This window comes from Streptomyces sp. NPDC005151, assembly GCF_053599875.1.
The window spans coordinates 1-25,320 of record NZ_JBSFYR010000029.1 but is presented as its reverse complement, the minus strand read 5'-3'; the positions used below and the strand labels follow the sequence as shown (position 1 = coordinate 25,320).

The following is a 25,320-nucleotide window of genomic DNA, read 5'->3' as shown; positions in this document are numbered from 1 at the left end:
CGTTTCCACAGCCCCGTACGGCAGGATGTGCGGCATGCCAAGCGCAGATGACACGAGCGTGCACGAGGAACGGCCCGTCGTTCGGCCCACGCACCAGGACGAGATCGCCGCGGCCGGCAGCGAGCTGATCGGCGGGCGGTCGGGGCGCTGGGCGCGACTCGGCTCCGGCCCCCTCACGCCTGTGCGTGTCGTCGCCCTGGTGGCGATCGGCATGTTCGCGCTCGGCATGGTGCAGAAAGTGCCCTGTTACAACTGGGCGTGGTTCAGGGGCGCCAGCTCGCAGTACACGCATGCCTGCTACTCCGACATTCCGCACCTTTTCGTCGGACGTGGTTTCGCGGACGGTCTCGTGCCGTACTTCGACCGGCTGAGCGACACCATGCAGTACCTGGAGTACCCCGTCCTGACCGGGGTGTTCATGCAGGTCGCGGCCTGGCTGACGCCTGGCGGCTCCATCCAGTACCGCGAGCAGATGTACTGGATGGTCAACGCGGGCATGCTGATGATCTGCACCGCGGTCATGGCGGTGTGTGTCGCCCGTACGCACCGGCGCCGTCCGTGGGACGGGCTGCTGGTCGCTCTCGCGCCGGCCTTCGCGCTCACCGCGACGATCAACTGGGACCTGCTGGCCGTCGCGCTGACAGCTGCGGCCATGCTCATGTGGTCCCGGCAGCGGACGCTGGCCTTCGGCATCCTCATCGGCCTCGCCACAGCCGCCAAGCTCTACCCCGTACTCCTGCTGGGGCCGGTCTTCGTGCTCTGCTGGCGGGCGGGCAAATGGCGGGAGTTCTTCGTGGCGACACTCGGCGCGGCCGCATCATGGCTGGTGGTGAACCTGCCGGTGATGGTGTTCGCGCCCGAGGGATGGAAGAAGTTCTACACGTTCAGCCACGACCGGCCGCTCGACTTCGGCTCGTTCTGGCTGATCATCTCGCAGCGCACCGGCATTTCCATCCCGGTCGACACGGTGAACAGCGCATCGACGCTGCTGATGCTCTTCTTCTGCGTATGCATCCTGGTGCTGACGCTGATGGCCCCGCGCCGGCCCCGTTTCGCCCAGCTGGTCCTTCTTGTCGTCGCGGCGTTCATTCTCACCAACAAGGTCTACTCGCCGCAGTACGTGCTGTGGCTGATCCCCCTCGCCGCACTGGCCAGGCCGCGATGGCGGGACTTCCTGATCTGGCAGGCGTGCGAGGTCATGTACTTCCTCGGGATCTGGATGTACCTCGCGTACACGACGAGCGGCGACAAGCACCAGGGACTGCCGACCGAGGGCTACCAGGTGGCGATCGCCCTGCACCTGCTGGGCACGCTCTACCTCTGCGCAGTCGTCGTACGGGACATTCTGATGCCGGAGCGGGACGACGTACGCAGGGACGGTTCGGACGATCCGTCGGGCGGGGTGTTCGACGGTGCCGAGGACGTCTTCGTGCTGGGGCATGCGGCGGCGCATCCGCCGCGGCACGCGGCACCCTTCGAGGGGCCGCGGGTGGAGTGGGGCGCGGCGCACGGGCCGGTCACAGACCGAACAGGGTCACATGGGCCGGCCGCGGACTGAACAGGGTCTCGTCAAGGGCGCGAAACCCTTGGCGAGGCCCTGGCCCCATCGGTCGTGGGGGCCGGTCGCGGTGCCGTCCGGCCCGGTGTCCAGTGCCCCTCCCGGCACGCTTTGCCCCGTCGCGTCGTCCAGCACGCCCGCTCGCCGCGTTGGCCACAAGCCCTGGTAGCGCCTTCCCCAAGCTCTCAACTTTGTTCGAGCAGGGGAGACCCCGCTCAAGGACTTCCGGCCGCCTTGCGATCGCACGCACCGGACGACGCTCCTCATGGGGCAAACATCGCCGGTCACGGCACTAGCGGTCGACGAGGCGGTCGAACTGGGTGGTCGTGTGGCGCAGATGGGCCACCAGCTCGTCGCCGACCTTCGGTTCCTGTGCGTCCGCGGGCACGAACAGGATCGACACCTGCATGTGGGGCGGCTCGGCGAACCAGCGCTGCTTGCCCGCCCAGACGAAGGGCGACAGATTCCGGTTGACGGTGGCCAGGCCCGCGCGGGCGACGCCCTTGGCACGCGGCATCACGCCGTGCAGCGCCTTCGGGGCCTCCAGGCCCACGCCGTGCGACGTGCCGCCGGCGACGACCACCAGCCAGCCGTCGGAGGCGACCTTCTGCTGGCGGTAGCCGAAGCGGTCACCCTTGGCGACACGCGTGACGTCGAGGACGGCACCCCGGTACTCCGTCGCGTCGTGGTCGCCGAGCCACAGCCGTGTGCCGATCCGGGCGCGGAAGCGGGTCTGCGGGAACTGCTGCTGCAGCCGTGCCTGTTCCTCGGCGCGCAGATGGCTGACGAACATGGTGTGCAGCGGCAGCCGGGCGGCGCGAAGGCGGTCCATCCAGCCGATGACCTCCTCGACCGCGTCCGAGCCGTCGGTGCGGTCCAGCGGCAGGTGCAGCGCGAAGCCTTCGAGACGTACGTCCTCGATGGCGGCGTGCAGCTGCCCCAGCTCCTCCTCCTTGACACCGTGACGCTTCATCGAGCTCATGCACTCGATGACGACCCGGGCGCCCACCAGCGCGTGCACGCCGTCCACGGAGGAGACCGACCGGATGACGCGGTCGGGCAGCGGCACGGGCTCCTCACCCCGCCGGAACGGGGTGAGGACCAGCAGATCGCCGCTGAACCAGTCCTTTATGCGGGCTGCCTCGTAGGTGGTGCCGACGGCGAGAGTGTCGGAGCCGAAGCGGATCGCCTCATCTGCGAGTCGCTCGTGACCGAAGCCGTATCCGTTGCCCTTGCAGACCGGGACGAGCCCGGGGAACTGGTCGAGGACGGATTTCTGGTGCGCCCGCCAGCGCGCGGTGTCGACGTAGAGGGAGAGCGCCATGGCCGGTCCGGAACCTTTCTGGTGGCTGCGGTGTATCAGAGGTATGTGGAGCTTGTCGAAGTGTCTGAGCCTGTCGGCCTGCCTGCCGGCGGGCCTGGTGAAGCGCTCATTGAAACGGATGATGCCGGTTTCGTCAGCGGCGCGACATGTACATGTCCAGCGCCTTGTGCAGCAGCTTGTTGAGCGGGAAGTCCCACTCACCGACGTACTCGACGGCTTCGCCGCCGGTGCCGACCTTGAACTGGATCAGGCCGAAGAGGTGGTCGGTCTCGTCGAGCGAGTCGCTGATGCCGCGCAGGTCGTAGACGGTGGCGCCCATCGCGTAGGAATCGCGCAGCATCCGCCACTGCATGGCGTTCGAAGGCCGTACCTCGCGTCCGATGTTGTCGGACGCGCCGTACGAGTACCAGACGTGCCCACCGACGACGAGCATCGTCGCCGCGGAGAGGTTCACCCCGTTGTGGCGCGCGAAATACAGCCGCATGCGATTCGGGTCCTCGGAGTTGAGGACGGTCCACATGCGCTGGAAGTAGGAGAGGGGACGCGGCCTGAAGTGGTCGCGCACAGCGGTGATCTCGTACAGCCGCTGCCATTCGGCGAGGTCCTCGTAACTACCCTGGACCACCTCGACGCCGGCCTTCTCAGCCTTCTTGATGTTGCGCCGCCACAGCTGGTTGAAGCCCTTGAGAACGTCTTCGAGCGAGCGGTTCGCCAGCGGCACCTGGAAGACGTAGCGCGGCTGCACGTCACCGAAGCCGGCGCCGCCGTCCTCGCCCTGCTGCCAGCCCATCTTCCGCAGCCGGTCCGAGACTTCGAAAGCGCGCGGCTCGATGTGCGTGGCCTCGACGTCGCGCAGGCGCTTCACGTCGGGGTCCTGGATACCGGACTTGATGGCGGCTGCATCCCAGCGGCGGATGACGACCGGCGGGCCCATCTTCACCGAGAAGGCGCCCTGTTGCTTGAGATGCGCGAGCATCGGCTGCAGCCAGTCGTCGAGGTTCGGCGCGTACCAGTTGATGACCGGGCCCTCGGGGAGGTAAGCGAGATACCGCTTGATCTTCGGGAGTTGGCGGTACAGCACCAGGGCGGCGCCCACGATCTCGCCGCTCTTGTCGAACCAGCCAAGGTTCTCCGAACGCCATTCGGTCTTCACATCCGCCCACGCCGGGACCTGGCAGTGACTGGCCGACGGCAGACTCTGGATGTACGCCAGATGCTGCTCTCGGCTGATGGTCCTCAGGGTCAGGCTCATGCGGGGCGCTCCTCGGCAGGTGTGTCCCCATCGGTCAGGGGCTCCGGCTCTCGCGCCGAAGCCTACTGCGACCGGGGAGCGCGTCGTCTGGCCCTGTCGGACCTTGTCGGCCAGGTGGGTCCCGGCTGTCCGCCCCCGGGGGGCCTGGGCGACCCCCTGAGGGGGGTGCGGGTGGACTTGCCGGGACCGGCGTCCGGAGGTGTCTGGGACAGGCGCGGCTACAGGCCGCCGAAGAGACCGCCGTGGGCCATTCCCAGGTAGAACCCGATGGCGGACGCGCCTATACCGAGGATCAGCGGGAACCTCTCGCGGGTGGTCACCGAGATGTACTGCCCGTATGCACCCGTGAGGATCCCGATGAGCCCGGCCCACGAGCTGATCAGATGCAGGCTGTGGAACATCGCCGTCACGAAGGCGATAAGACCGAGGGCCACGGTTACCGCCGCCAGAGTGTCCTGGAGCGGATGGGGTCTGCCGTCCGTGGCGAGAAGGGAAACGGCGGGGCGGGTTCGCATTGTCTGTGCCATGGAGTACCTCCTGGCCGAAAAGGCGGCGCATCGTGGCGCCGCTCACACCCGATGTGTACAGATTGCGTCTCCTGAGCACCGGATTTCAACCGGAAGCCGGTGTGCGGGTACTCTGTACGGTCTGCACCGGTGTCTGCCCAAGCCAGCACGGCAGCCCTCCTCGGAAGGGGGCGTTGTCAGTGGCGGCTGTTTTACTCGGAGACACTGTTGCTTACGCATCACGACCCTCCTGCCACGGAACGACCGTGGCCGCTGAGTCCAAAGGAGGTGGGTTCCACATGCGTCACTACGAGGTGATGGTCATCCTCGACCCCGATCTTGAGGAGCGCGCTGTCTCCCCGCTGATCGAGAACTTCCTCTCCGTCGTCCGTGAGGGCAACGGAAAGGTTGAGAAGGTCGACACCTGGGGCCGTCGTCGTCTCGCTTACGAGATCAAGAAGAAGCCCGAGGGCATCTACTCGGTCATCGACCTGCAGGCCGAGCCTGCGGTCGTCAAGGAGCTCGACCGCCAGATGAACCTGAACGAGTCGGTCCTCCGGACCAAGGTCCTCCGTCCCGAGATCCACTGAGCATCTAGCTCAGCGGTCATCGGGTTCGAGTAGCAGCAAGCAGCCAGAAGCAATCCCCGCCGAGAGGTTCACCCATGGCAGGCGAGACCGTCATCACGGTCGTCGGCAATCTCGTCGACGACCCCGAGCTGCGCTTCACCCCGTCCGGTGCGGCGGTCGCGAAGTTCCGTGTCGCGTCCACTCCCCGCATCTTCGACCGGCAGACCAATGAGTGGAAGGACGGCGAAGGCCTGTTCCTCACCTGCTCGGTCTGGCGGCAGGCGGCGGAGAACGTCGCCGAGTCGCTCCAGCGAGGCATGCGCGTTGTCGTGCAGGGCCGGCTGAAGCAGCGGTCGTACGAAGACCGCGAGGGCGTGAAGCGCACGGTCTATGAGCTGGACGTCGAGGAAGTCGGCCCCAGTCTCAAGAGCGCCACGGCCAAGGTCACCAAGACCACCGGTCGCGGTGGCCAGGGCGGCCAGGGTGGTTACGGCGGTGGCCAGCAGGGCGGCGGCAACTGGGGCGGCGGTCCCGGTGGCAGCGGCCAGCAGGGCGGCGGCGGTGCTCCCGCCGACGACCCGTGGGCCACCAGCGCGCCGGCCGGCGGCCAGCAAGGCGGGGGTCAGCAGGGCGGCGGAGGCGGTTGGGGCGGAAGCTCCGGCGGCTCCGGCGGCTCCGGCGGCTCCGGCGGCGGCTACTCGGACGAGCCTCCCTTCTAGGGCAGCTCGTACCCCCACTTCTTGATCACACAGGAGAAACACCATGGCGAAGCCGCCTGTGCGCAAGCCTAAGAAGAAGGTCTGCGCTTTCTGCAAGGACAAGACCCAGTACGTGGACTACAAGGACACGAACATGCTGCGGAAGTTCATTTCCGACCGCGGCAAGATCCGTGCCCGCCGCGTAACCGGCAACTGCACGCAGCACCAGCGTGACGTCGCCACGGCAGTCAAGAACAGCCGTGAGATGGCGCTGCTGCCCTACACGTCCACCGCGCGATAAGGGAAGGGTGACCGAATAATGAAGATCATCCTCACCCACGAGGTCTCCGGCCTCGGCGCTGCCGGCAACGTCGTCGACGTCAAGGACGGGTACGCCCGTAACTACCTGGTTCCGCGTGGCTTTGCTATCCGCTGGACCAAGGGTGGCGAGAAGGACGTGGCGCAGATCCGCCGCGCCCGCAAGATCCACGAGATCGCGACGATCGAGCAGGCCAACGAGATCAAGGCCAAGCTTGAGGCCGTGAAGGTTCGTCTGGCCGTTCGCTCCGGCGACGCCGGCCGTCTCTTCGGCTCCGTCACCCCGGCCGACATCGCTTCGGCGATCAAGGCTGCCGGTGGCCCGGACGTCGACAAGCGTCGCGTCGAGCTCGGCTCGCCGATCAAGACGCTCGGCGGGCACCAGGTGTCCGTGCGTCTGCACCCCGAGGTTGCGGCGAAGCTCGGCATCGAGGTCGTTGCTGCCTAAGGGCACAGCTCACCAGAGCAGCTGAAGGGCCGCACCCCACGGGGTGCGGCCCTTTGTCGTTTCACGTGAAACAGGGTCGACGGCCGCTGCTCAGCGGGTGGCTCCGGTGACGATCCACTTGCCCGAGCGCGTGCGCAGCCAGAGCGTCACCATGCGGACCGTCATCATCAGCGCCATTGCCCACCACAGAGCAGTCAGGCCCCCGCCGTACATGGGCACGAGCAGGGCGACCGGGGCGAAGACGGCCAGGGTGATCAGCATGGCCCAGGCGAGGTACCGACCGTCTCCGGCGCCCATCAGCACGCCGTCCAGCACGAAGACCACACCGGCGATCGGCTGGCACACGGCCACCACCAGCAAGGCGGGGAGCAGGGTGCTCTGCACGTCCTGGTCGCCGGTGAACAAGGGGATGAACAAGGGACGCGCGAGCACGATCAGTGCCCCGAGCACTACACCTGAGGCAATGCCCCACTGCACCATGCGGCGGCATGCCTCGCGTGCGCCCTCGGTGTCATTGGCCCCCAGGTAGCGGCCGATGATGGCTTGCCCGGCGATCGCAATGGCGTCGAGAGCGAAGGCCATCAGACTCCATAGGGAGAGGATGATCTGGTGGGCGGCGATATCGGTGTCGCCCAGGCGTGCGGCGACGGCGGTGGCGATCATCAGGACGGCGCGGAGCGACAGCGTACGAACCAGCAGGGGGACGCCTGCCTGGGCACTGGCCCTGATCCCTGCCGCGTCGGGGCGCAACGATGCGCCGTGTCGGCGCGCTCCCCGCACCACCACGATCAGATAGGCCGAGGCCATGCCGACCTGGGCGATCACGGTGCCCCAGGCCGATCCGGCGATACCGAGACCGGCGCCGTAGACAAGCCCCGCGTTGAGGGCTCCGTTGGCCGCGAAACCGCCGATGGCGACGTACAGCGGGGTCCTGGTGTCCTGCAGGCCACGGAGCACGCCGGTAGCGGCCATGACTATGAGCATGGCGGGGATGCCGAGGCTGGAGATCCGTAGATAGGTGGTGGCGTACGGTGCGGCGGTGTCGGAGGCGCCGAAGATATCGACGAGCCAGGGGGCAGAGGGGAGCGCCACGGCGATGACGGCGATGCCGAGGAGCAGCGCCAGCCAGATGCCGTCCATGCCCTGCCGTATTGCGGAGGCGAGATCGCCCGCACCTACGCGTCGCGCGACCGCTGCCGTGGTGGCGTAGGCGAGGAAGACGAAAATGCTCACGGCGGTGGTCAGCAGAGCCGCGGCGACGCCCAGGCCGGCTAGTTGCGGTGTGCCGAGATGGCCGACGATGGCGCTGTCGACCATGACGAAGAGCGGCTCGGCGACGAGCGCGCCGAAGGCGGGGACGGCGAGTGCGACGATCTCGCGATCGTGCCGGCGACGGCTGGAATGCGAGGTCGCGGTGGCCTGGGTCATGAGGGTCAATCTAATCTTCCACAGGTAACAGATGCAATGGCATAGCAGTCCTTACATTTACTGGCGTTGAGTGTTCTCCTGTGTGCGGTTTGCCGTGATCTTGTGCCGACTCGGAAAGTTTTTCTCCCCCACAGGCCGTGGATGGAGAAAGCCCAGGTCAGCGCTGCGGTCAGGGCGGCTTTATGAGTTTGTCCACAGTGCTGTCCCCTGCTCCGTGCACAGGTTCTGCGGAGTTCTCCACAGCATCTGGTCCGCCGTCCACATGCCCTGTGGATAACCAGATTGGCTGACGGTGCAGCGGGGCCTACCGTGGACCGGCGCCCACACCCCGTTTCAGCCCTGGAATCCCGCAGAACTCGACGTGCCGGAACCGGAGTCGAGCGTCTTGTTTGTCGGTGCTGTGCCGTAAGAAAGAGTGGCACGGCGAAGGTCCGCGGAGCGGACGGGAGGAGGTGGCACGGTGAGCATTCCCGAGCCTTTGGACGACCCCTGGGCCGACACCGGTCCCAGTGACCGTCTGCCCGTTACCCGCCAGCGTCGCGGCGAAGGCCGGGACCGCGGCGAGCAGCACGACCGCGGCAGGGAGAGCGGCGGCTGGGACGGCGGCTCGCCCGGATTCGAGCGCGTGCCCCCTCAGGACCTCGACGCCGAGCAGTCGGTCCTCGGCGGCATGCTCCTCTCCAAGGACGCCATTGCCGACGTCGTGGAGATCATCAAGGGGCACGACTTCTACCGCCCCGCCCACGAGACCGTCTTCCAGGCGATCCTCGACCTCTATGCCAAGGGCGAGCCCGCCGACCCGATCACGGTCGCGGCCGAGCTGGTCAAGCGCGGCGCGATCACCAAGGTGGGCGGCGCCCCCTATCTGCACACCCTCGTCCAGTCCGTGCCGACCGCGGCCAACGCCTCGTACTACGCGGAGATTGTCCACGAGCGGGCGGTCCTGCGACGGCTTGTCGAGGCGGGCACGAAGATCACGCAGATGGGATATGCGGCCGACGGTGACGTCGACGAGATCGTCAACTCGGCGCAGGCCGAGATCTACGCCGTCACGGAGCAGCGCACCAGCGAGGACTATCTGCCGCTGGGCGACATCATGGAGGGCGCGCTCGACGAGATCGAGGCGATCGGTTCGCGCTCCGGCGAGATGACCGGCGTACCGACCGGCTTCACCGACTTCGACGCCCTGACCAACGGCCTGCACCCGGGCCAGATGATTGTCATTGCGGCGCGTCCGGCCATGGGTAAGTCCACGCTGGCCCTGGACTTCGCGCGGGCCGCGTCGATCAAGAACAACCTCCCGAGCGTGATCTTCTCCCTCGAAATGGGCCGCAACGAAATTGCGATGCGGCTGTTGTCCGCCGAGGCGCGGGTGGCTCTGCACCACATGCGTTCCGGCACGATGACCGACGAGGACTGGACGCGGCTGGCCCGCCGGATGCCGGACGTCTCGGCCGCGCCGCTCTACATCGACGATTCGCCGAACCTGTCGATGATGGAGATCCGGGCGAAGTGCCGTCGGCTGAAACAGCGGAACGACATCAAGCTGGTGATCATCGACTATCTGCAGCTGATGCAGTCCGGTGGCTCGAAGCGTGCCGAGAGCCGTCAGCAGGAGGTCTCGGACATGTCCCGAAACCTCAAGTTGCTGGCCAAGGAGCTGGAGCTCCCGGTCATCGCGCTGTCCCAGCTGAACCGTGGTCCGGAGCAGCGTACGGACAAGAAGCCGATGGTCTCCGACCTTCGTGAATCCGGCTCCATCGAGCAGGACGCCGACATGGTGATCCTGCTGCACCGCGAGGATGCGTACGAGAAGGAGTCCCCGCGGGCGGGCGAGGCGGACCTGATGGTGGCCAAGCACCGTAACGGCCCGACGGCGACGATCACTGTGGCATTCCAGGGCCACTACTCACGCTTCGTGGACATGGCGCAGACCTAGAGGGTGTCTTGTAGGTTCTCAAATCCCGTGTCATTTTCTCAGTCGCAATGTCATCTGATTGTCCGAACTGACATGGGATTGAGAATCGCTGGCCACTGCCTTCACTCGTTCGGCTGACCTTGCCTTAGGTCCGGCGTGGGAGCCTCGCACGGATGCGAACGTAGCGCTCGCGGAGGAGGCGGCCGACGATCCGGGGGTGACGCATGGCGGCAGGGCTGAGAGCGGCATCGATCACCGTGAGCCTGCGGGGCCCGGATGGCAGCCAGGTTGAGAACCGGGAGTGGAGCGCGTCCTCGATCGACCTGCTTGCGGCGGCGTCACCCTGGCGAACCTTTCGCTGGTATAGGGGCCAGCGGCACTACTTGGGCACCTACTGGTCCGCCACGATGCGCGACCACGTGATCTACGAGTCGCGCCTCGAACTGGCGAGGCTCCTCTTCGCTGATTTCGATCCGTCCGTACGGCGTGTCGTGGCCCAGCCATTTCTGCTCAAGGCCGAGGTGGACGGGGCTGTGCGCAAGCACATCCCGGACTACCTCCTCGTCACCGACGAGGGGCCCGTGGTCGTGGATGTGAAGCCACTGCACCGGTTGTCGAAGCCGGAGGTGGCCTTCACTTTCGGCTGGACCCGTGAGGCGGTGGAGGCCCGCGGGTGGAAGTACGAGGTCTGGAGCGAGCCACCCACGGCTGAGCTGGAGAACGTCCGCTTCTTGTCGGGCTACCGCAGAGACTGGCTGTTCGACCGTGGGCTCGTCGACGAGCTCCGTGGGGCTGATCTCAACGGAGTCTCTCTGCGGCGTGCGGCGGCCAGCTTGCCCGGTCGCCCGGAGGAGCAAGTCCGATCTGCGGTCTATCACTTGCTGTGGACGCACGAGTTCACGGTGGACCTCGACCGGCCGTTCAGCCCGGCGCACTTGCTCAGGAGAACGGCGTGACCAGGGCCGGAGCGCGGGTCGGCGTCGGTACACACTTCCGCTACGACGGGGAGACCGTCGAGGTGGTCGAGATGGCCGCCACCACGGCCGGCAACGAGGTCGTCCTCAAGGACCGCCACGGCAGGCTCCTGCGTCTGTCATTGCGGGAACTGCTCTTCTCCGACCGGGCCACTCTTATCCCCGAGAGGCCTGGACCGTCCTCGGACGACGCCGAGGAGATTGGCTCGGTGGTACTGGGGCAGTTGGACGAGAAGGACAGACAGCAGATCCTGGAGCGGGCCGAGCACATTCGGGAACTTCTCACGGGATATCGGTCCGGCAGCACCGAACTTGCGCGTGAAGGCGAACCGCGAGCTCCGTACGCGCCGACGCTGTCGCTGGACGCCCGCTATGCGGCGAAAGCTGCGGAACTCGGAGTCACTGATCGCACTATTCGACGGTGGGTCGCCGACTACCGCCGACACGGTGAGGCCGGCCTGGTCCAGCGGACAAGTCTCCAGGCACGGTCCTTCGGCAGGGCCGATGACCGATGGGTGGAGACCGCGCTGGAAGTCATGGTCGAGCACACCGGAGAGTCGAAGCCATCACGCAAGATGGTCATAGATCGGACTCAGGCCCGGGTGATCGCGCGGTTCGGTCCTGAAGTCGTACCCCAGCCCAGCCAAGCCACGGCCTACCGGGTGCTCACAGAGCTGGAGCGGCGACACCCGCTGTTCCGGCTGAGTACGAAGCGCAACCGGGATATCGCCGATCGGCCGGAGGGTCCGTACGGCAAGCTGCGGCCGACGCGGCCGGGCGAGTACCTGCTGATGGACTCCACCCGCCTGGACGTCTTCGCGTTCGACCCGCTGACCCTGAAGTGGGTGCAGGCCGAGCTGAGTGTCGGGATGGACTGGTACACCCGCTGCATCACGGGGATCCGGCTCACGCCGGTCTCGACGAAGGCGGTGGATGTCAGCGCAGTGCTGTTCCAGTCATTTCGGCCGAGGCCTGCGGGGCGGGACTGGCCGCGGCACGCGGTCTGGCCCGAGCACGGCATCCCCCGCACCGTCCTGGTCGACGTCAAGGGCGCCACCGGGCCGGGGCTGGCCTCGCCGCCTTTGGTTCCCGAGACGCTGGTCGTCGACCACGGCAAGGTCTACGTCTCGGAGCACCTGACCAGCGTCTGCCGCCGGATGGGCATCTCCATCCAGCCGGCCCGGCTGCGGACGGGCCGCGATAAGGGGCCGGTCGAGCGCTACTTCCGGACCCTGCGGGAGGGTCTGCTGCAGGTGCTGCCCGGCTATAAGGGCCCCGACATCCACTCGCGAGGCGAGAGCCCGGAGGACGACGCGTTCTTCTTCCTCGACGAGCTTGAGGCGATCATCCGGGAGTGGACCGCGACGGTCTATCACTGCCGGCCGCATTCCAGTCTGGTCGATCCGGGTCTGCCGGGTCTGCGGATGTCCCCGGCGAAGATGTTCGAGCACGGCATGGCGCGGGCGGGTTACATCGAAGCGCCCCGCGACCGGGACCTGGCTTACGAGTTCCTGCAGACGAAGTGGCGCACGGTCCAGCACTACGGGGTCGAGATCGGCCGCCGCCGTTACAGCGGCCCCGGCCTGCCCGAGACGGGAGTCCGCAGCCCCTACGACAGTCCGGTCAAGAACGGCTGGCCTTTCCAAGTGGACCCCGACGACATCACCCGGATCTACTTCCGCGATCCGGCTACTCGGGCCTGGCACACGCTGGTCTGGGAGCACGCGCCGTCGGCCGAGATGCCGCTGAGCGAGGACGCGTTGACGTTCGCCCGCCAACTGGCGGTCTCGAAGTATCGCTTTCCTGATGACCGGCTTGCCGTCGCTGATTTGTTGGAGCGGTGGAATCTCGGGCTGGGCACCACGATCGCCGAGCGGCGCATGGCCCTGCGGCTCTCGCGCGAGCAGGCCGCTATCGAGCTTCCGGAGAGTGAGGCGGAGACGGTCGTCTCGCTTCCCTCCGTACGCAAGGCCCTCGGTCAGGACGAGCAGACCGCGGAACTGCGGGAGCCCGACGTGGTGGCGGAGACGGGGGATGACGACGAGGTTGATCTGGAGGACCTCGCCGGGGAGGACGACTTCTACGCTGATGCCCTGGAGGACGTGTGACCGTCGGCAGCGTTCCGGAGCCGGGCAGTCTTGCCTTGTCGCGGAAGGAGGACTTCAAGGCGTTCGCCGAGAGCCCTCGCCGCAGTCGGCCCGATCTGCTGACCCGCAAGCAGCTGAAGTCCCTGCCCACGCAGGCCCGGGCGGACTACGACCGTCAGCGCCGGCAGTGGCACGCGAACATCGGCCCAGTGAAGACGCCGCAGCTGACGGAGCTCCATGAAGACCTATGGGACATCGTCGACAGCAACGAGCAGGACGGTGACAAGGCCAAGGGGGCGGTGGCCGTCGACGCGTTCCCGGGGCTGGGCAAGACGACCTCGGTGCTGGCCTTTGCACGCGACTTCCACCAGCGGGAGATCGAGGAGTCTGGAGCGTTCACGAGCCAAGGGCACGAGCGGATCCCGGTCTGCCGGGTCGGACTGACTGGGAACACCGGAATGAAGGATCTCAACCGGGCCATGCTGGAGTTCTTCGGCCACCCCGGACAGATGCGGGGGACCACCGCCCAGTTCGGACGGCGGGTGCTGGACTGCGTGCTGTCCTGCGATGTCCGCCTGGTGGTTCTGGACGATCTGCACTTTTTGAAGTGGGGACAGAAGAGCGGCATCGAGGTGAGCAACCACCTGAAGTGGATCGCCAACGAGTTTCCGGTGACGTTGCTGATGGTGGGGGTCGAGCTCGCGAAGAAGGGCCTGTTTGGCGAGGGCACGAACGGGCGCGACACCGCTCTGGCCCAGACCGGCCGCCGCACCACCCGCCTCGGGCTTCGTCCGTTCACCATCGATATGGAGGCCGGGCGCCGGGAGTGGCGGCAGATGCTGCTGGCCCTCGAACAGCGAGTCGTGCTCACCGACAAGCATCCCGGCATGCTCGCGGACGACCTGTCGGACTACCTCTTCGCCCGCAGCACCGGACACATCGGCTCGCTGATGACGCTGATCAACCGCAGCTGCCAGCGGGCGGTCCGCACCGGCGCCGAACGTCTTGACCAGGAGCTCATGGACCGGGTGAAGAACGACGAGGCATCCGAGGCCGCCCGCCTCGAACTGCAGGCCGCGCTGGAGAAGAAACGGCTGACCAGCCGCCCGCGGCCCCGGAGCCGGCGACCCGCATGAGAACGCCGGTCCGCACCCTGCCGATCCGGCTGCCTCCACTGCCCGGCGAGGCTCTGGACTCATGGCTGGAGGCGATGGCCAGGCGGATGGACACCGCGCTCGGTGATGTCCTGCTGCACTTCGGCTTCCCGGTCCGGCACCGGGCCGGAAACCAGTTCAGGGGCATCCCGGCAGACTGGACGATCGTCCTCGACGAGCAGCAGACCAATGCCGTCGCGCACGCCACCGGGACGTCCCCGGAGAAAGTCGCTGCCCTGACCCTGGCTCATTACGACGGACGGGCCCTCCACCTGAGTGCCGGGGGCCGGGCCGTGTCACGGCACGTCCTTTGGGGCCGCGGAGGGGGATCCCGGTTCTGTCCGGAGTGCCTTCATGCCACTGGTGGGCGATGGCAATTGTCCTGGAGGCTCGGTTTCTCCTTCGCCTGCACCCGGCACCGCAGGCTGCTGGCGGACTGCTGCCCGCACTGCGGGAGGGTGCCGCGGCAGCGGCCCCGTTCCGGCCGGTCCGTCCCCCGGCCTGAACTCTGCGGCAATCCACCGACCCGCCCCACCCGCCCGTTCTCGGCGGGCTGCGGCACCGATCTGACTCGCGCTTCGCCACTTCTCCTGCCTCCTGGCCATCCGGTTCTCATGGCCCAAGACCGAGTGATGGAGATCATCGACGGGGCAACGGCAGCTTTCGGCCCCTACCGAACCTCTCCCCAGCCGGCCTCGGCGGTGCTGGCCGACATCCGGGCCCTGGGCATACGCGTCCTGAGCGACCTGCCCACGGCCGTCCTCCAAGAACAGATTCCGGCTGACATCGCAGAAGCTCACCTCAGCACCGATGCGGTCTCCCCGCACACCGGACAGGCCATGGAACGTCCGGGGTTCATGGCCCCGCCCCGAGCCGCAGACACGGCCGTCGCGGTCACCACGGCCCTGAGCATCCTGGAGCAACCAGGAATCCACCCGGCCGGCGAGGCCCTGCGGAGCCTGCTGGAAGCAGTACGCGAGGAACTCACGCAGATCTCGGCGACCAGCATCGACAGCTGGGGCAGGGGCATCAGCCCGGTGCTGCAGTCCGTGCACCTGGCGGCCCTCGCCCCTTCCCTCCGCCCCAGCGAATACGTCCGCTACCGCATCATGACCGAGACCCCCCGCCGGCCGACCCGGACCACTCGGGACATCGAGCAGCGAGCCAGGAAGATCCCCACGATGTTCTGGCCGCCCTGGACGATCCGCCTCGCACCACCTGAAGGAATCCATGCGCGGGCTCTGGCTCCCGTTCTCGCCGCCCTGTTGCTGATTCCCGACAGCCGCACATCCCTGGACCAGGCAGCCGGGCTGATCGGTGACGTCATCGACGGCACTGAGGTGTCACGCCTCCTCCAGGAAGTCGACGACCTTCCGCAATGGCCGGACATCGCCACTGCTCTGGACCGGCTCGCGGACTACCTCGGTGCCAACAGCACCCCCATCGACTACGGTCGGCGCCGACTCCTCGACTACACTGGCCTGCTTCCTCATGACCGCTGGCTGGAGATCTGCCGCCACACCGGAACACCACCGGGAACCGGACGGCGCGAACGCATCGCACGCAGCCAGCTCTTCCAACGTCTCAGCGGCCTGCCCGCCGAGTCTGCCCCCGACGACCTGGGCGGGCCCGACAGTGCAGAGTTCCGGGCGACGTCCCTGCGGTTCACCGCGCTTCAGACCCCTGAACTCGCGCACGCCCTCCAGCAGGAAGCCCTCAACTTCCTGGCCTCACACCACATCCACGACGAGCCCATGACCTGGCAGCCGCCCGCCACCCTGCTGGCAGGGCTCTCCCTTCCCGGCCCCGACCCGGCACACGTCGACCTACCCCGCCTGCACCAGCTTGTCCGCGAACGCCAGCACCCTGTTCAGCACGCCGCCCAGGTTCTGGGTACGACCGTCGAGGCCATCCGACATGTTCTCGACGAACATCCAGCCCCTGCACCCCCGCTGACGAAGAGCACCGCCAGGGCCGCCGGCCGCATCCGGCAGCAGGCCCGGCAAGCCATTCCGGCAGAGCGCTTCACCCGGCTCTACCTTGACGAACACCGGTCCCTCCAGCAGATCGCCACCCTCACCGGCTTCTCCCGCAGAGTGCTGACCGACCTTGCCAAGGAGTACGGCATCCCGCTCCGCGAGGGCCCCAAGGACTACAAGCGCCGCGGCACCGTCGAACGGGCCTGGCTCATCGAGCAGTACGTCCACCGCCGCCGGACCCTGCCGGACCTCGCCCGAGAAGCTGGCATGAGCACCGCGAACATGGCCCGCTGGGCCAAGACCCACAACGTTCCGCTGCGACCACGCGGAGGATCCAGTCACAGCCAGGTACTTCGGGCAATCGACCAGGCCAGCCGAGCACCAAGCATCCTTCGGCCGGCACTCGGCGGCCAGGGGGCCAGCGAACGGTTGAGCCGATTCGCGGCTGCATCTCCCTACCCCAGCCTCGGTGCCGCAGCGAGCGGCCTCGGCCTCAACACGTTCACCCTCGTCGCACAGATCAACCGGATCGAACGAGAACTCGGTGGACCACTCCTGGTCCGGGCGGAACGCGGTAGACCCATGACGCTCACTCCCCTGGGGAAGAAGGTGCTCAAGGCCATTCGAAAGATGCAGGACAACACGATGCCCTGAGACGCGGCATGATCATTCCGGGTCGGCAATGCGTCGGAACACCCCGTCGAACTCGCCGGATGCCACGAGCCCGGCAATCACGCGCACCATGCTGCCGATGCCGGGATTCCGCACGATCAGCCCGTCCGCGCAGAAGAAGCACTGCCCGGAGACCGCCTCTCCGCTCGCCTCCCAGCTCCGCATGAGCCGATCCACCTCGGCGAGAGTGAAGATCGTGGAACTCCAGCGCGACCCGTCGGCAAGATGAACCTCGGCATCGACGTTGCAGACCTCTTCGATCGCCTCGTCCGGTTCCACGAGGAAGAGCACCTGGAAGCCGGCGGCCCGAACCCGGTAGTAGGGAGCCTCCCAGTCGGCATCAGAAGCCCGACCCTCGGACGCCGGGCCCGCCTGTTGCGGCATCGACGCCGTCACTGAAGCTCCTCACCCGGCGGTATGAAGGCGTCGGCGCTGTCGGCGTCCTCCACATGCCCCTGAGCATCGACTGTGATGGCAGTCGCCCGGCCCTGCGAAGTGATCAACCAGGCCAGCACCTGCTCCGTGAGAGGTGATCCACCCGGCCCTTCATCCGTCCAGTGTGCCCGCCATCCCCCACCGGGTATCGCGGCGACCACCTGATCGGCCCGCTCCAAGTGGGAGAAGTCCACGTAGTCCGTGACCTGGCGCAGTGCCCCTCGTTGCGGGTCGACCACCAAGGCTGTCCCGGTTGCGGGATCCCATCCCTCCACGCGCACCATGCGACCGATCTCGGTCTTAGTGCCATTGAAGATGGCGGTCCATCCGGTCTGATTGAAGTATCGGAGTTGCATGGCGTCATGATCCCGGAGGTCCGGCGACCTGCTCGACCTCCGTGTCGTGGAAGCCGTGGTTATCAAGAAACCGACAGGCCGGTGATACTGATGTCAAAGACCCGACGGACTGTGGAAGCGGACCCAGACATTCCTGTAGGGCTCACGGAGCTTGTGGCCGACCGGCGGGCAGCCGGGCCAGCGTTGCTGCCACAGATCCGTCAGAAGCACCCGCACATCTCCAGTCAGTGGAGCCGCGACTGGCTCCCCAAGCAGGGGAGGCCGCCGAGTAGGCGGGAGAGAGTGCGGTCAGTGGATTGCTGCTTTTCTATGCTGGTGCACACATTCACTCGTTGGGGGACTCCGTTGCCAGCGGGATACCGCACCGCCAGCAGTCGTTCGCGTGGTCGTCCTGGCAGACGTAGCCGATGGCACCATCCACGCACCATTCGGCGGCCTCCTCGGAAAGCAGGTCGGGCCCGGCAAGGAGCAGCCGACGAAATTCCGTGGTGTCCGCAATGTCGGCCGGCCGGTTGGTGAACCACTCGTTGAACCAAGGCTTGTCCCGGTATATGCGCCAGTGCGCATTCTCCCGGTCGTCGACAGCCGTAAGGAACCGATCGACGATGCGCCCCCAACTCGGTGCTCCGAACCAGCCGTTGTCGGACGCACAGAAGGATTCGATCAGGGTTCGCAGGCCGAACTCCTTCTCGTGAAGGCAGTACCTTCGCCCCCATGAGATCGCGACCTGCGCCATCTCCGCGAGTTCTTCTCGCGGATCAACCTCGTGCGCCGGGTCGTCAGGGTTGTGGCAGGCCAGCCCGAGCTCGAGTACGGACTGCCCTGTCGGTAGAACCCGGGACGGGTTGACGATCGCGAGACCGAGACCGATCCAGTCGACATGGTCGAACGACAGCATCGAGCGCACGAGTCGGGTGGTTGCCGTGTTGATCCGCATCATTGTGCCGTCGTGGAGCGGACTCTTCCCGGCATGCCAATTCTCGACGGGTGTGTTGCGCCACACGGCGAGCGTGATGCGGGTGGCAGCGAGCCACAGCAGGGCGTCGTCGTCGAGGTGCCCGAACCGCTTGGCACACTCCTGGGCGCCGTAGGTGATCAACTCTTCCGGTTTCGGCCACCTGTGGCTGTCGGGCCCTCCAGGCCCTTCAGGCGCGTACTCATAGTCGTCGGCGTACTCGTCGAGGATCGCACTCAACTCGGTTGCGCTGTAAGCCTCGCTGTACTCGGAGCTGTCCGGCTCCTCGACGGTGTACATGTCGTGGTCCCAGGAGACGTACACGTCGCCCCAGAGCACGACGTCGTCGCACTCGCTGGCGTTGTCCGTCACAACCGGCCTGATGGTGATCGGGGCAGTACGCCCGTCGGTTCGCTCGCCGTCCTTCTCGGCGGCCCATGCGGTGATGATCTCGAGTGGCTTCGGAAGGAGAGGGCCGACCTCGGTGATGCTGAAGGGTTCGTCGTCGTCATCGGTGTCGAACCGGCTGTTGACGAAAGCGACCGCCTCGGAGGGCGTGCTGACGATGGACTGGGTACCGCTCTCGTTGTCAACCACTCGCCACAACGGGCTGTTCTTCACGGTGCTCTCCGATCGCGGTGAGTGCACCCGGGGTGGGTGCGATGCGCCGGGTCGCTCGGCACTGACACCAACTTATGGGCTGATCAACCCATCCCTAGTCCCGAAGGTGCTTGTCGGCGATGACGTTCGGTACGTTCGCGTGCAACCTGCTTTTCGCGACCGCGGCGACACAGCACAGTCCAACAGCGGAGGAGGCGAAGATGGCGCTGAACAAGAAGGGTTCCCGGCGCATAACCGTTGACGGGATCGAGTACCGCTGGCGGATCCGCAGGAAGCCCTCCTACATGCAGGGACTCTGCTGGACACCGATGACCTATGCGGTTGAAGCGGCCAGCGGCAGCCAGCCGGGCACGACCTTGATCGTCACCAGCGGTCAGGCCCATCCCAGCAACTGGGTGGGCGTCGAGACGGAGCCCATTCGTCCGGCTCACGTTGCTGCCAGCATTCGAGAGGCACGGGATCAAGGCTGGGATCCAACCCGGGTCGGTTCTCCTTTCCAGCTTGACCGATCCGCAGGATTCATCGCCCAGTCATGAGGTAGAGCGGAGTAGGGCGGCGCATCTGGCCCGGCATCATGGCCTGGTGACCACATGGATGCGCTGCTACTGGGACGAGGAAGACACCTGGTTCTACTTCGAGGTAGACGCCGACGGCTGGGTGATCCGGCAAGTCGAACTCGAAGGGCCTGAGCTGATCCCGATCGCAGCTGCCTCCCTCGCCGAGTGGCAGGGGGCCCGCGATGCAGGCCGCCTCGATGAGTACGACAGCAGGTTCGGGATCACAGCCGAGCTGCCCGTCTCGGAGTGGGAAGGCCACGAGCCCGAACAACTCACCTTCGAGGAGTTCGAGGAAGTCTGGGGTCCTGCCCGTTGCCAGATTGCATCCCGGCCCGGCTGACCGCTCGGCCCCGCGGAGGCTTCTTGGCATCATCGGGGCATGGCCCCGACCCTTCCCCGCACCGTCCGAGCCGTCGACACCGCTCAGCTCCTGGACCTGGCCCAGGAGGCCGCTATGCATGGCTTCAGCCAGCGGCTCCCGGTCGACTGGCTCCGAGAGCACCTGGCCGCAGAGGCGACGCACTACCTGTTCCCGACGCTCGTGCAGCGGCTCACGCACCGTCCCGAGGTGCCGCTGCAGTGGAGATGCCAGCAACTGCTGACCGTCAGTACCGGCGAACAGATCTGGGGTCTCCTCGACGTCCTTCCCGACACCTTCGACAAGATCCCGGAGACCTTGGACACGGAGTCCAAGAAGGACATCGTCAACCGCATCGAGCAAGCAGTGAAGGTGCGGGAGTGGATGGAACGGACGGCCGCCGATGCAGGTTCATGAGGTCCGGCGCAGCCGGCTGGGCAGTCTGAGGAAATGACATCGATCTGAGACAGCCGCCTGCCGACACGTCGTGAGACTGGAGGGGAACATCCAGGTCATAGCGTCCGCGCATGACACCGAAAGTGAGAACCTACATGTCTGTAGGGTCTCAGATTTCGTGTCGGAATCTCACTGTCGATGTCGGATCGAAGTCGGATCCGACACTGAGCTGAGACTCGCAGGTCGCTGTCGTACCTCGTTCGAGTGAAAGTGTTGCTGGTGTGCTCCCGTCGGCGTGTGGGACGGGAGCATCGTGCTGCCGAGGGCAACTCCAACTCGGGAGTGGGGATGGAAGCGACGGTCAGCTTTCGTGGGCACGGTGGCGGGGTTGAAGAGTGTTCCTGGGCGTCTGTGGCACCGGCGTTGCTGCAGACGGCTCATCCGTGGCGGACGTTCCGCTGGTACAGGAACCAGAAGCACTACTCGGGCACCTACTGGTCGGCGACGATGCGCGACCACGTGATCTACGAGTCACGACTTGAGCTGTCGCGTCTGCTCTTCGCTGATTTTGATCCGTCCGTACGCACCATCGTGGCCCAGCCCTTTCTGCTGCAGACGGTGCTGGAGGGGAAGGTGCGTCGGCACATCCCGGACTATCTCCTGTTCACCGGGCAGGCGCCGGTGGTTGTCGACGTCAAGCCGCGGCACCGATTGTCCAAGCCGGAGGTGGCGTTCACCTTCGGCTGGACCCGGCGGGTGGTGGAATCGCGGGGATGGAAGTACGAGGTCTGGAGTGAGCCTCCGGCCACAGAGCTGGAGAACATCCGGTTCCTGGCGGGCTACCGCAGGGATTGGCTGTTCACTCCCGAGATTCTGGAAGAGCTGCGGGATGCGGATCTCAACGGGGTTCTTCTGGGGCAGGCCGTGGGGTATCTGTCGGATCAGCCAGAACCTCAAGTCCGTGCTGCGATCCACCATTTGCTCTGGACTCAGGTCTTCTTAACCGATCTCGACCGGCCGCTCGGCCCTTCGCACCTCCTGAGGAGGGCAGCGTGAGTAGGGCGGCCGCTTGCGTCGGAGTTGGTACGCGCTTCCGCTACGACGGGGAATCCGTCGAAGTAGTGGAGATGGCTGCGACCACAGCGGGCAACGAAGTGGTCTTGAAGGATGGTCATGGGCGGCTCCTGCGGCTGTCGCTCAAGGAACTGCTGTTCTCCGACCGTGCTGCGGTCAGTCCTGATGGCCCGGGACCGTCCGCGGATGACGAAGGCGAGATCGCCTCCGTGGTCCTCGGACAGCTCGATACGGAGGAGAAGCAGAAGGTCCTGGAGCGAGCTGGGCATGTCCGCGAGGTGCTGACCGGATATCGCTCCGGCAGCAGGGAGTTGGCGGCTGACGGCGAGCCGAAGGCCACCTACGACACGGCAGTGCCGATGGAGGCGAGGAAGGCAGCCAAGGCGGCGGAACTTGGCGTGACGACCCGCACCATTGAGCGCTGGGTCGCTGGATTTCTCCAGCATGGCGAGGCCGGGCTTGCACCGAGGAGGACGCAGTCGGAGCGGTCACAGACCTCGGTCGATGATCGATGGGTGGAGACCGCGGTGGAGGTGATGGTCGAGCACACCGACCAGTCGCGGCCGTCGCGGACGATGGTGATCGAGCGGACCCGGGCTCGGGTGATTGCGCGGTTCGGTGAGGGAGTGGTGCCGCAGCCGAGTCGGGCGACGGCGTTTCGGCTGCTGGAGGAGGTGGAACGACGACATCCGCTGTTCCGGCTGAGTACGAAGCGCAACCGGGACATCGCCGGTCGGCCGGAGGGTCCGTACGGCAAGCTGCGGCCGACGCGGCCGGGTGAGTATCTGCTAATGGACTCCACGCGCCTGGACGTTTTCGCGTTCGACCCGTTGACGCTCAAGTGGGTTCAGGCCGAATTGAGTGTTGGGATGGATTGGTACACCCGCTGCATCACGGGGATCCGGCTTACGCCGGTCTCGACGAAGGCGGTGGATGTCAGCGCGGTGCTCTTCCAGTCGTTTCGGCCGAGGTCGGCGGGGCGGGATTGGCCGCGGCACGCAGTCTGGCCCGAGCACGGCATCCCCCGAACTGTCCTGGTCGACGTCGAGGGTGCCACCGGGCCGGGCCTGGCCTCGCCTCCTCTGGTCCCCGAGACGCTGGTCGTCGACCACGGCAAGGTCTACGTCTCGGAGCATCTGGCCAGCGTCTGCCGCCGGATGGGCATCTCCATCCAGCCAGCCCGGCTCCGGACGGGCCGCGACAAGGGCCCGGTGGAGCGCTATTTCCGGACCCTGCGGGAGGGGCTGCTGCAGGCGCTGCCCGGCTATAAAGGGCCCGACATCCACTCGCGGGGCGAGAACCCGGAGGACGACGCGTTCTTCTTCCTCGACGAACTTGAGGCAATCATCCGGGAGTGGACCGCGGCGGTCTATCACTGCAGGCCGCACTCCAGTCTGGTCGATCCGGGCCTGCCGGGTCTGCGGATGTCCCCAGCGAAGATGTTCGAGCACGGCATGGCGCGGGCGGGCTACATCGAAGCACCCCGCGACCGGGACCTGGCTTACGAGTTCCTGCAGACGAAGTGGCGCACGGTCCAGCACTACGGGGTCGAGATCGGCCGTCGCCGCTACAGCGGCCCCGGTCTGCCCGAGCCGGGCATTCGCAGCCCCTACGACAGTCCGGTCAAGAACGGCTGGCCGTTCCAAGTGGACCCCGACGACATCACCAAGATCTACTTCCGCAACCCCGCAACCCGGGAATGGCACACGCTGACCTGGGAGCACGCGCCGTCGGCCGAGATGCCGCTGAGTGAGGACGCGTTGACATTCGCGCGGCAGCTGGCGGCCTCGAAGTATCGCTTTCCCGACGACCGGCTGGCCGTCGCCGACTTGCTTCAGCGGTGGAACCTCGGGCTGGGCACCACGATTGCAGAGCGGCGCATGGCTCTGCGGCTCTCGCGCGAGCAGGCCGCCATCGAGCTTCCGGAGAGTGAGGCGGAGACGGTGGTCTCGCTTCCGTCCGTACGCAAGGCTCTTGGCCAGGACGAGGAGACCGCGGAACTGCGGGAGTCCGACGTGGTGACGGAGACGGGGGACGACGACGAGGCTGATCTGGAGGACCTCGCCGAAGAGAACGGCTTCTACGCGGATGCTCTGGAGGACGTGTGAGCGACGGCAATGTTCCGGAGCCGGACAATCTCGCCCTGTCGCGGAAGGAGGACTTCAAGGTGTTCGCTGAGAGTCCCCGCCGCAGCCGACCCGATCTGCTGACCCGCAAGCAGCTGAAGTCCCTGGCCACGCAGGCGCGGGCGGACTACGACCGGCAGCGCCGGAAGTGGCACGCGAACATCGGCCCAGTCAAGACACCGCAACTGTCCGAGCTCCACGAGGACTTGTGGGACATCGTCGACAGCAACGAGCAGGACGGTGACAAGGCCAAGGGGGCGGTGGCCGTCGACGCGTTCCCGGGGCTGGGCAAGACGACCTCGGTGCTTGCCTTCGCCCGCGACTTCCACCAGCGGGAGATTGAGGAGTCGGGCCCGTTCACCAGCCAGGGGCACGAGCGGATCCCTGTCTGCCGGGTCGGGCTGACCGGGAACACCGGGATGAAGGACCTCAACCGGGCCATGCTGGAGTTCTTCGGCCACCCCGGACAGGGACGGGGCACCACCGCCCACTTCGGACGACGGGTGCTGGACTGCGTGTTGTCCTGCGATGTCCGTCTGGTGGTTCTGGACGATCTGCACTTTTTGAAATGGGGACAGAAGAGCGGCATCGAGGTGAGCAATCACCTGAAGTGGATCGCCAACGAGTTCCCGGTGACGTTGCTGATGGTCGGGGTCGAACTCGCGGAGAAGGGCCTGTTCGGCGAGGGAACGAACGGGCGCAACACGGCTCTGGCCCAGACCGGCCGCCGCACCACCCGCCTGGGACTGCGTCCGTTCACCATCGACGCGGAGGCCGGGCGCCGGGAATGGCGGCAGATGCTGCTGGCCCTCGAACAGCGCGTCGTGCTCACCGACAAGCACCCCGGCATGCTCGCAGACGACCTGTCGGACTACCTCTTCGCCCGCAGCACCGGACACATCGGTTCGCTGATGACGCTGATCAACCGCGGCTGCCAGCGGGCGGTCCGCACCGGCGCTGAACGGCTGGACCAGGAGCTGATGGACCGGGTGAAGAACGACGAGGCGTCCGAGGCGGCCCGCCTCGAACTTCAGGCCGCGCTGGAGAAGAAGCGGCTGACCAGCCGTCCGCGGTCCCGGGGCCGACGAGCCGCATGAGGCCGTCGGCCCGCACCCTGCCCATCCGGCTGCCCCCACTGCCCGGCGAGGCCCTGGACTCCTGGCTGGAGGCGACGGCCAGGCGGATGGACACCACGCTCGGTGATGTCCTGCTGCACTTCGGTTTCCCGGTCCGGCAGCGGGCCGGAAACCAGTTCCGGGGCATCCCGACAGACTGGACGATCTTCCTCGACGAGGGGTTGACCGCTGCTGTCGCGCACGCCACCGGGATGGCTCCGAAGGCGGTCACTGCCCTGACCCTGGTGCACTACGACGGACGGGCCCTGCAGATGAGTGCCAGAGGCCGGGCCGTGTCACGGCATGTCCTTTGGGGACGCGGACGGGGATCCCGGTTTTGCCCGGACTGAATCGTTCCGGGTTTGACCGAGGCTCGATCTCTTGGAAGGATCGGGATCGTTATGTCGAAGCCATACCCGAAGGAAGTCCGTGAACGGGCCGT

Annotated in this window: 24 protein-coding genes; 17 read left to right on the top strand and 7 right to left on the bottom strand. The window is 66.7% G+C overall.

Features of this window, described 5'->3' with window-relative positions:
* The first annotated feature begins 34 nt into the window (after positions 1-34).
* Positions 35-1,558: a glycosyltransferase family 87 protein gene (locus ACWD6R_RS17740; protein ID WP_451819519.1), complete on the top strand. Its 1,524-nt coding sequence runs from the start codon at positions 35-37 to the stop codon at positions 1,556-1,558.
* Between the two features lie 292 nt (positions 1,559-1,850).
* On the opposite strand, the gene ACWD6R_RS17735 is transcribed toward ACWD6R_RS17740, so the two are convergent.
* From ACWD6R_RS17735 to ACWD6R_RS17725, 3 genes are all read right to left on the bottom strand, one after another.
* Positions 1,851-2,882, bottom strand: coding sequence for an alanine racemase (locus ACWD6R_RS17735; RefSeq protein ID WP_451819518.1), 1,032 nt, complete (start codon positions 2,880-2,882; stop codon positions 1,851-1,853).
* A gap of 133 nt (positions 2,883-3,015) precedes the next feature.
* Complete coding sequence (locus ACWD6R_RS17730; RefSeq protein ID WP_393297534.1) at positions 3,016-4,134, bottom strand: lipid II:glycine glycyltransferase FemX; 1,119 nt, start codon at positions 4,132-4,134, stop codon at positions 3,016-3,018.
* 218 nt (positions 4,135-4,352) lie between these two features.
* A complete protein-coding gene (locus ACWD6R_RS17725; protein ID WP_451819517.1) occupies positions 4,353-4,661 on the bottom strand; it encodes a hypothetical protein in 309 nt (102 codons plus the stop codon).
* Positions 4,662-4,939: 278 nt separating this feature from the next.
* Between ACWD6R_RS17725 and rpsF the strand changes: the two genes are divergently transcribed.
* From rpsF to rplI, 4 genes are all read left to right on the top strand, one after another.
* Positions 4,940-5,230 (top strand): 30S ribosomal protein S6, encoded by a 291-nt coding sequence (gene rpsF, locus ACWD6R_RS17720; RefSeq protein ID WP_015609864.1) that lies wholly within the window; start codon positions 4,940-4,942, stop codon positions 5,228-5,230.
* A 74-nt stretch (positions 5,231-5,304) separates the two neighbouring features.
* Positions 5,305-5,928: a single-stranded DNA-binding protein gene (locus ACWD6R_RS17715; RefSeq protein ID WP_451819516.1), complete on the top strand. Its 624-nt coding sequence runs from the start codon at positions 5,305-5,307 to the stop codon at positions 5,926-5,928.
* A gap of 43 nt (positions 5,929-5,971) precedes the next feature.
* Positions 5,972-6,208 carry a 30S ribosomal protein S18 gene (gene rpsR, locus ACWD6R_RS17710; protein WP_003967857.1) on the top strand — a complete coding sequence of 79 codons (237 nt, stop codon included), beginning with the start codon at positions 5,972-5,974 and terminating at the stop codon, positions 6,206-6,208.
* Positions 6,209-6,226: 18 nt separating this feature from the next.
* Entirely contained in the window at positions 6,227-6,673 is a 447-nt protein-coding gene (gene rplI / locus ACWD6R_RS17705; protein ID WP_451819515.1) for a 50S ribosomal protein L9, read from the top strand.
* A 90-nt stretch (positions 6,674-6,763) separates the two neighbouring features.
* Here the strand turns inward: rplI and ACWD6R_RS17700 are convergent, their stop codons facing one another.
* Complete coding sequence (locus ACWD6R_RS17700) at positions 6,764-8,101, bottom strand: MATE family efflux transporter (protein WP_451819514.1); 1,338 nt, start codon at positions 8,099-8,101, stop codon at positions 6,764-6,766.
* Positions 8,102-8,579: 478 nt separating this feature from the next.
* Between ACWD6R_RS17700 and dnaB the strand changes: the two genes are divergently transcribed.
* The 5 genes from dnaB to ACWD6R_RS17675 all read left to right on the top strand — a co-directional run bounded on the left by dnaB (position 8,580) and on the right by ACWD6R_RS17675 (position 16,867).
* The gene (dnaB, locus tag ACWD6R_RS17695; protein WP_327249482.1) at positions 8,580-10,040 is read left to right on the top strand and encodes a replicative DNA helicase; all 1,461 of its coding nucleotides are present in this window, start codon (positions 8,580-8,582) and stop codon (positions 10,038-10,040) included.
* A 362-nt stretch (positions 10,041-10,402) separates the two neighbouring features.
* Positions 10,403-10,975, top strand: a complete 573-nt coding sequence (locus ACWD6R_RS17690) for a TnsA-like heteromeric transposase endonuclease subunit (RefSeq protein ID WP_451819513.1) — start codon at positions 10,403-10,405, stop codon at positions 10,973-10,975.
* The gene (locus ACWD6R_RS17685; RefSeq protein WP_451819512.1) at positions 10,972-13,101 is read left to right on the top strand and encodes a helix-turn-helix domain-containing protein; all 2,130 of its coding nucleotides are present in this window, start codon (positions 10,972-10,974) and stop codon (positions 13,099-13,101) included. Before ACWD6R_RS17690 ends, ACWD6R_RS17685 begins: the two co-directional genes overlap by 4 nt.
* Entirely contained in the window at positions 13,098-14,216 is a 1,119-nt protein-coding gene (locus ACWD6R_RS17680; protein ID WP_093895072.1) for an AAA family ATPase, read from the top strand. The genes ACWD6R_RS17685 and ACWD6R_RS17680 overlap by 4 nt, the downstream gene beginning before the upstream one ends.
* On the top strand, positions 14,213-16,867 hold the full coding sequence (locus tag ACWD6R_RS17675; RefSeq protein WP_451819511.1) for a TniQ family protein: 2,655 nt from the start codon (positions 14,213-14,215) through the stop codon (positions 16,865-16,867). The genes ACWD6R_RS17680 and ACWD6R_RS17675 overlap by 4 nt, the downstream gene beginning before the upstream one ends.
* Positions 16,868-16,879: 12 nt before the next feature.
* Here the strand turns inward: ACWD6R_RS17675 and ACWD6R_RS17670 are convergent, their stop codons facing one another.
* The 3 genes from ACWD6R_RS17670 to ACWD6R_RS17660 form a co-directional block, all read right to left on the bottom strand.
* Complete coding sequence (locus ACWD6R_RS17670; protein WP_344316316.1) at positions 16,880-17,164, bottom strand: hypothetical protein; 285 nt, start codon at positions 17,162-17,164, stop codon at positions 16,880-16,882.
* 113 nt (positions 17,165-17,277) lie between these two features.
* On the bottom strand, positions 17,278-17,676 hold the full coding sequence (locus ACWD6R_RS17665) for a hypothetical protein (RefSeq protein WP_093895073.1): 399 nt from the start codon (positions 17,674-17,676) through the stop codon (positions 17,278-17,280).
* A 325-nt stretch (positions 17,677-18,001) separates the two neighbouring features.
* Positions 18,002-19,252 (bottom strand): hypothetical protein, encoded by a 1,251-nt coding sequence (locus tag ACWD6R_RS17660; RefSeq protein WP_451819510.1) that lies wholly within the window; start codon positions 19,250-19,252, stop codon positions 18,002-18,004.
* 119 nt (positions 19,253-19,371) lie between these two features.
* Here ACWD6R_RS17660 and ACWD6R_RS17655 point away from each other — a divergent pair, with 119 nt between their 5' ends.
* The 7 genes from ACWD6R_RS17655 (at position 19,372) to ACWD6R_RS17625 (ending at position 25,228) form a co-directional block, all read left to right on the top strand.
* A complete protein-coding gene (locus ACWD6R_RS17655) occupies positions 19,372-19,788 on the top strand; it encodes a hypothetical protein (RefSeq protein WP_370740851.1) in 417 nt (138 codons plus the stop codon).
* A 58-nt stretch (positions 19,789-19,846) separates the two neighbouring features.
* A complete protein-coding gene (locus ACWD6R_RS17650) occupies positions 19,847-20,149 on the top strand; it encodes a hypothetical protein (protein ID WP_451819555.1) in 303 nt (100 codons plus the stop codon).
* Between the two features lie 39 nt (positions 20,150-20,188).
* Entirely contained in the window at positions 20,189-20,584 is a 396-nt protein-coding gene (locus ACWD6R_RS17645) for a hypothetical protein (protein WP_451819509.1), read from the top strand.
* Positions 20,585-20,911: 327 nt separating this feature from the next.
* On the top strand, positions 20,912-21,619 hold the full coding sequence (locus tag ACWD6R_RS17640; RefSeq protein ID WP_451819508.1) for a TnsA-like heteromeric transposase endonuclease subunit: 708 nt from the start codon (positions 20,912-20,914) through the stop codon (positions 21,617-21,619).
* Positions 21,616-23,745, top strand: coding sequence for a helix-turn-helix domain-containing protein (locus ACWD6R_RS17635; RefSeq protein ID WP_451819507.1), 2,130 nt, complete (start codon positions 21,616-21,618; stop codon positions 23,743-23,745). Before ACWD6R_RS17640 ends, ACWD6R_RS17635 begins: the two co-directional genes overlap by 4 nt.
* Positions 23,742-24,860 carry an AAA family ATPase gene (locus ACWD6R_RS17630; protein ID WP_451819506.1) on the top strand — a complete coding sequence of 373 codons (1,119 nt, stop codon included), beginning with the start codon at positions 23,742-23,744 and terminating at the stop codon, positions 24,858-24,860. Before ACWD6R_RS17635 ends, ACWD6R_RS17630 begins: the two co-directional genes overlap by 4 nt.
* Positions 24,857-25,228 carry a TniQ family protein gene (locus tag ACWD6R_RS17625; RefSeq protein ID WP_451819505.1) on the top strand — a complete coding sequence of 124 codons (372 nt, stop codon included), beginning with the start codon at positions 24,857-24,859 and terminating at the stop codon, positions 25,226-25,228. Before ACWD6R_RS17630 ends, ACWD6R_RS17625 begins: the two co-directional genes overlap by 4 nt.
* Positions 25,229-25,320: the final 92 nt, after the last annotated feature.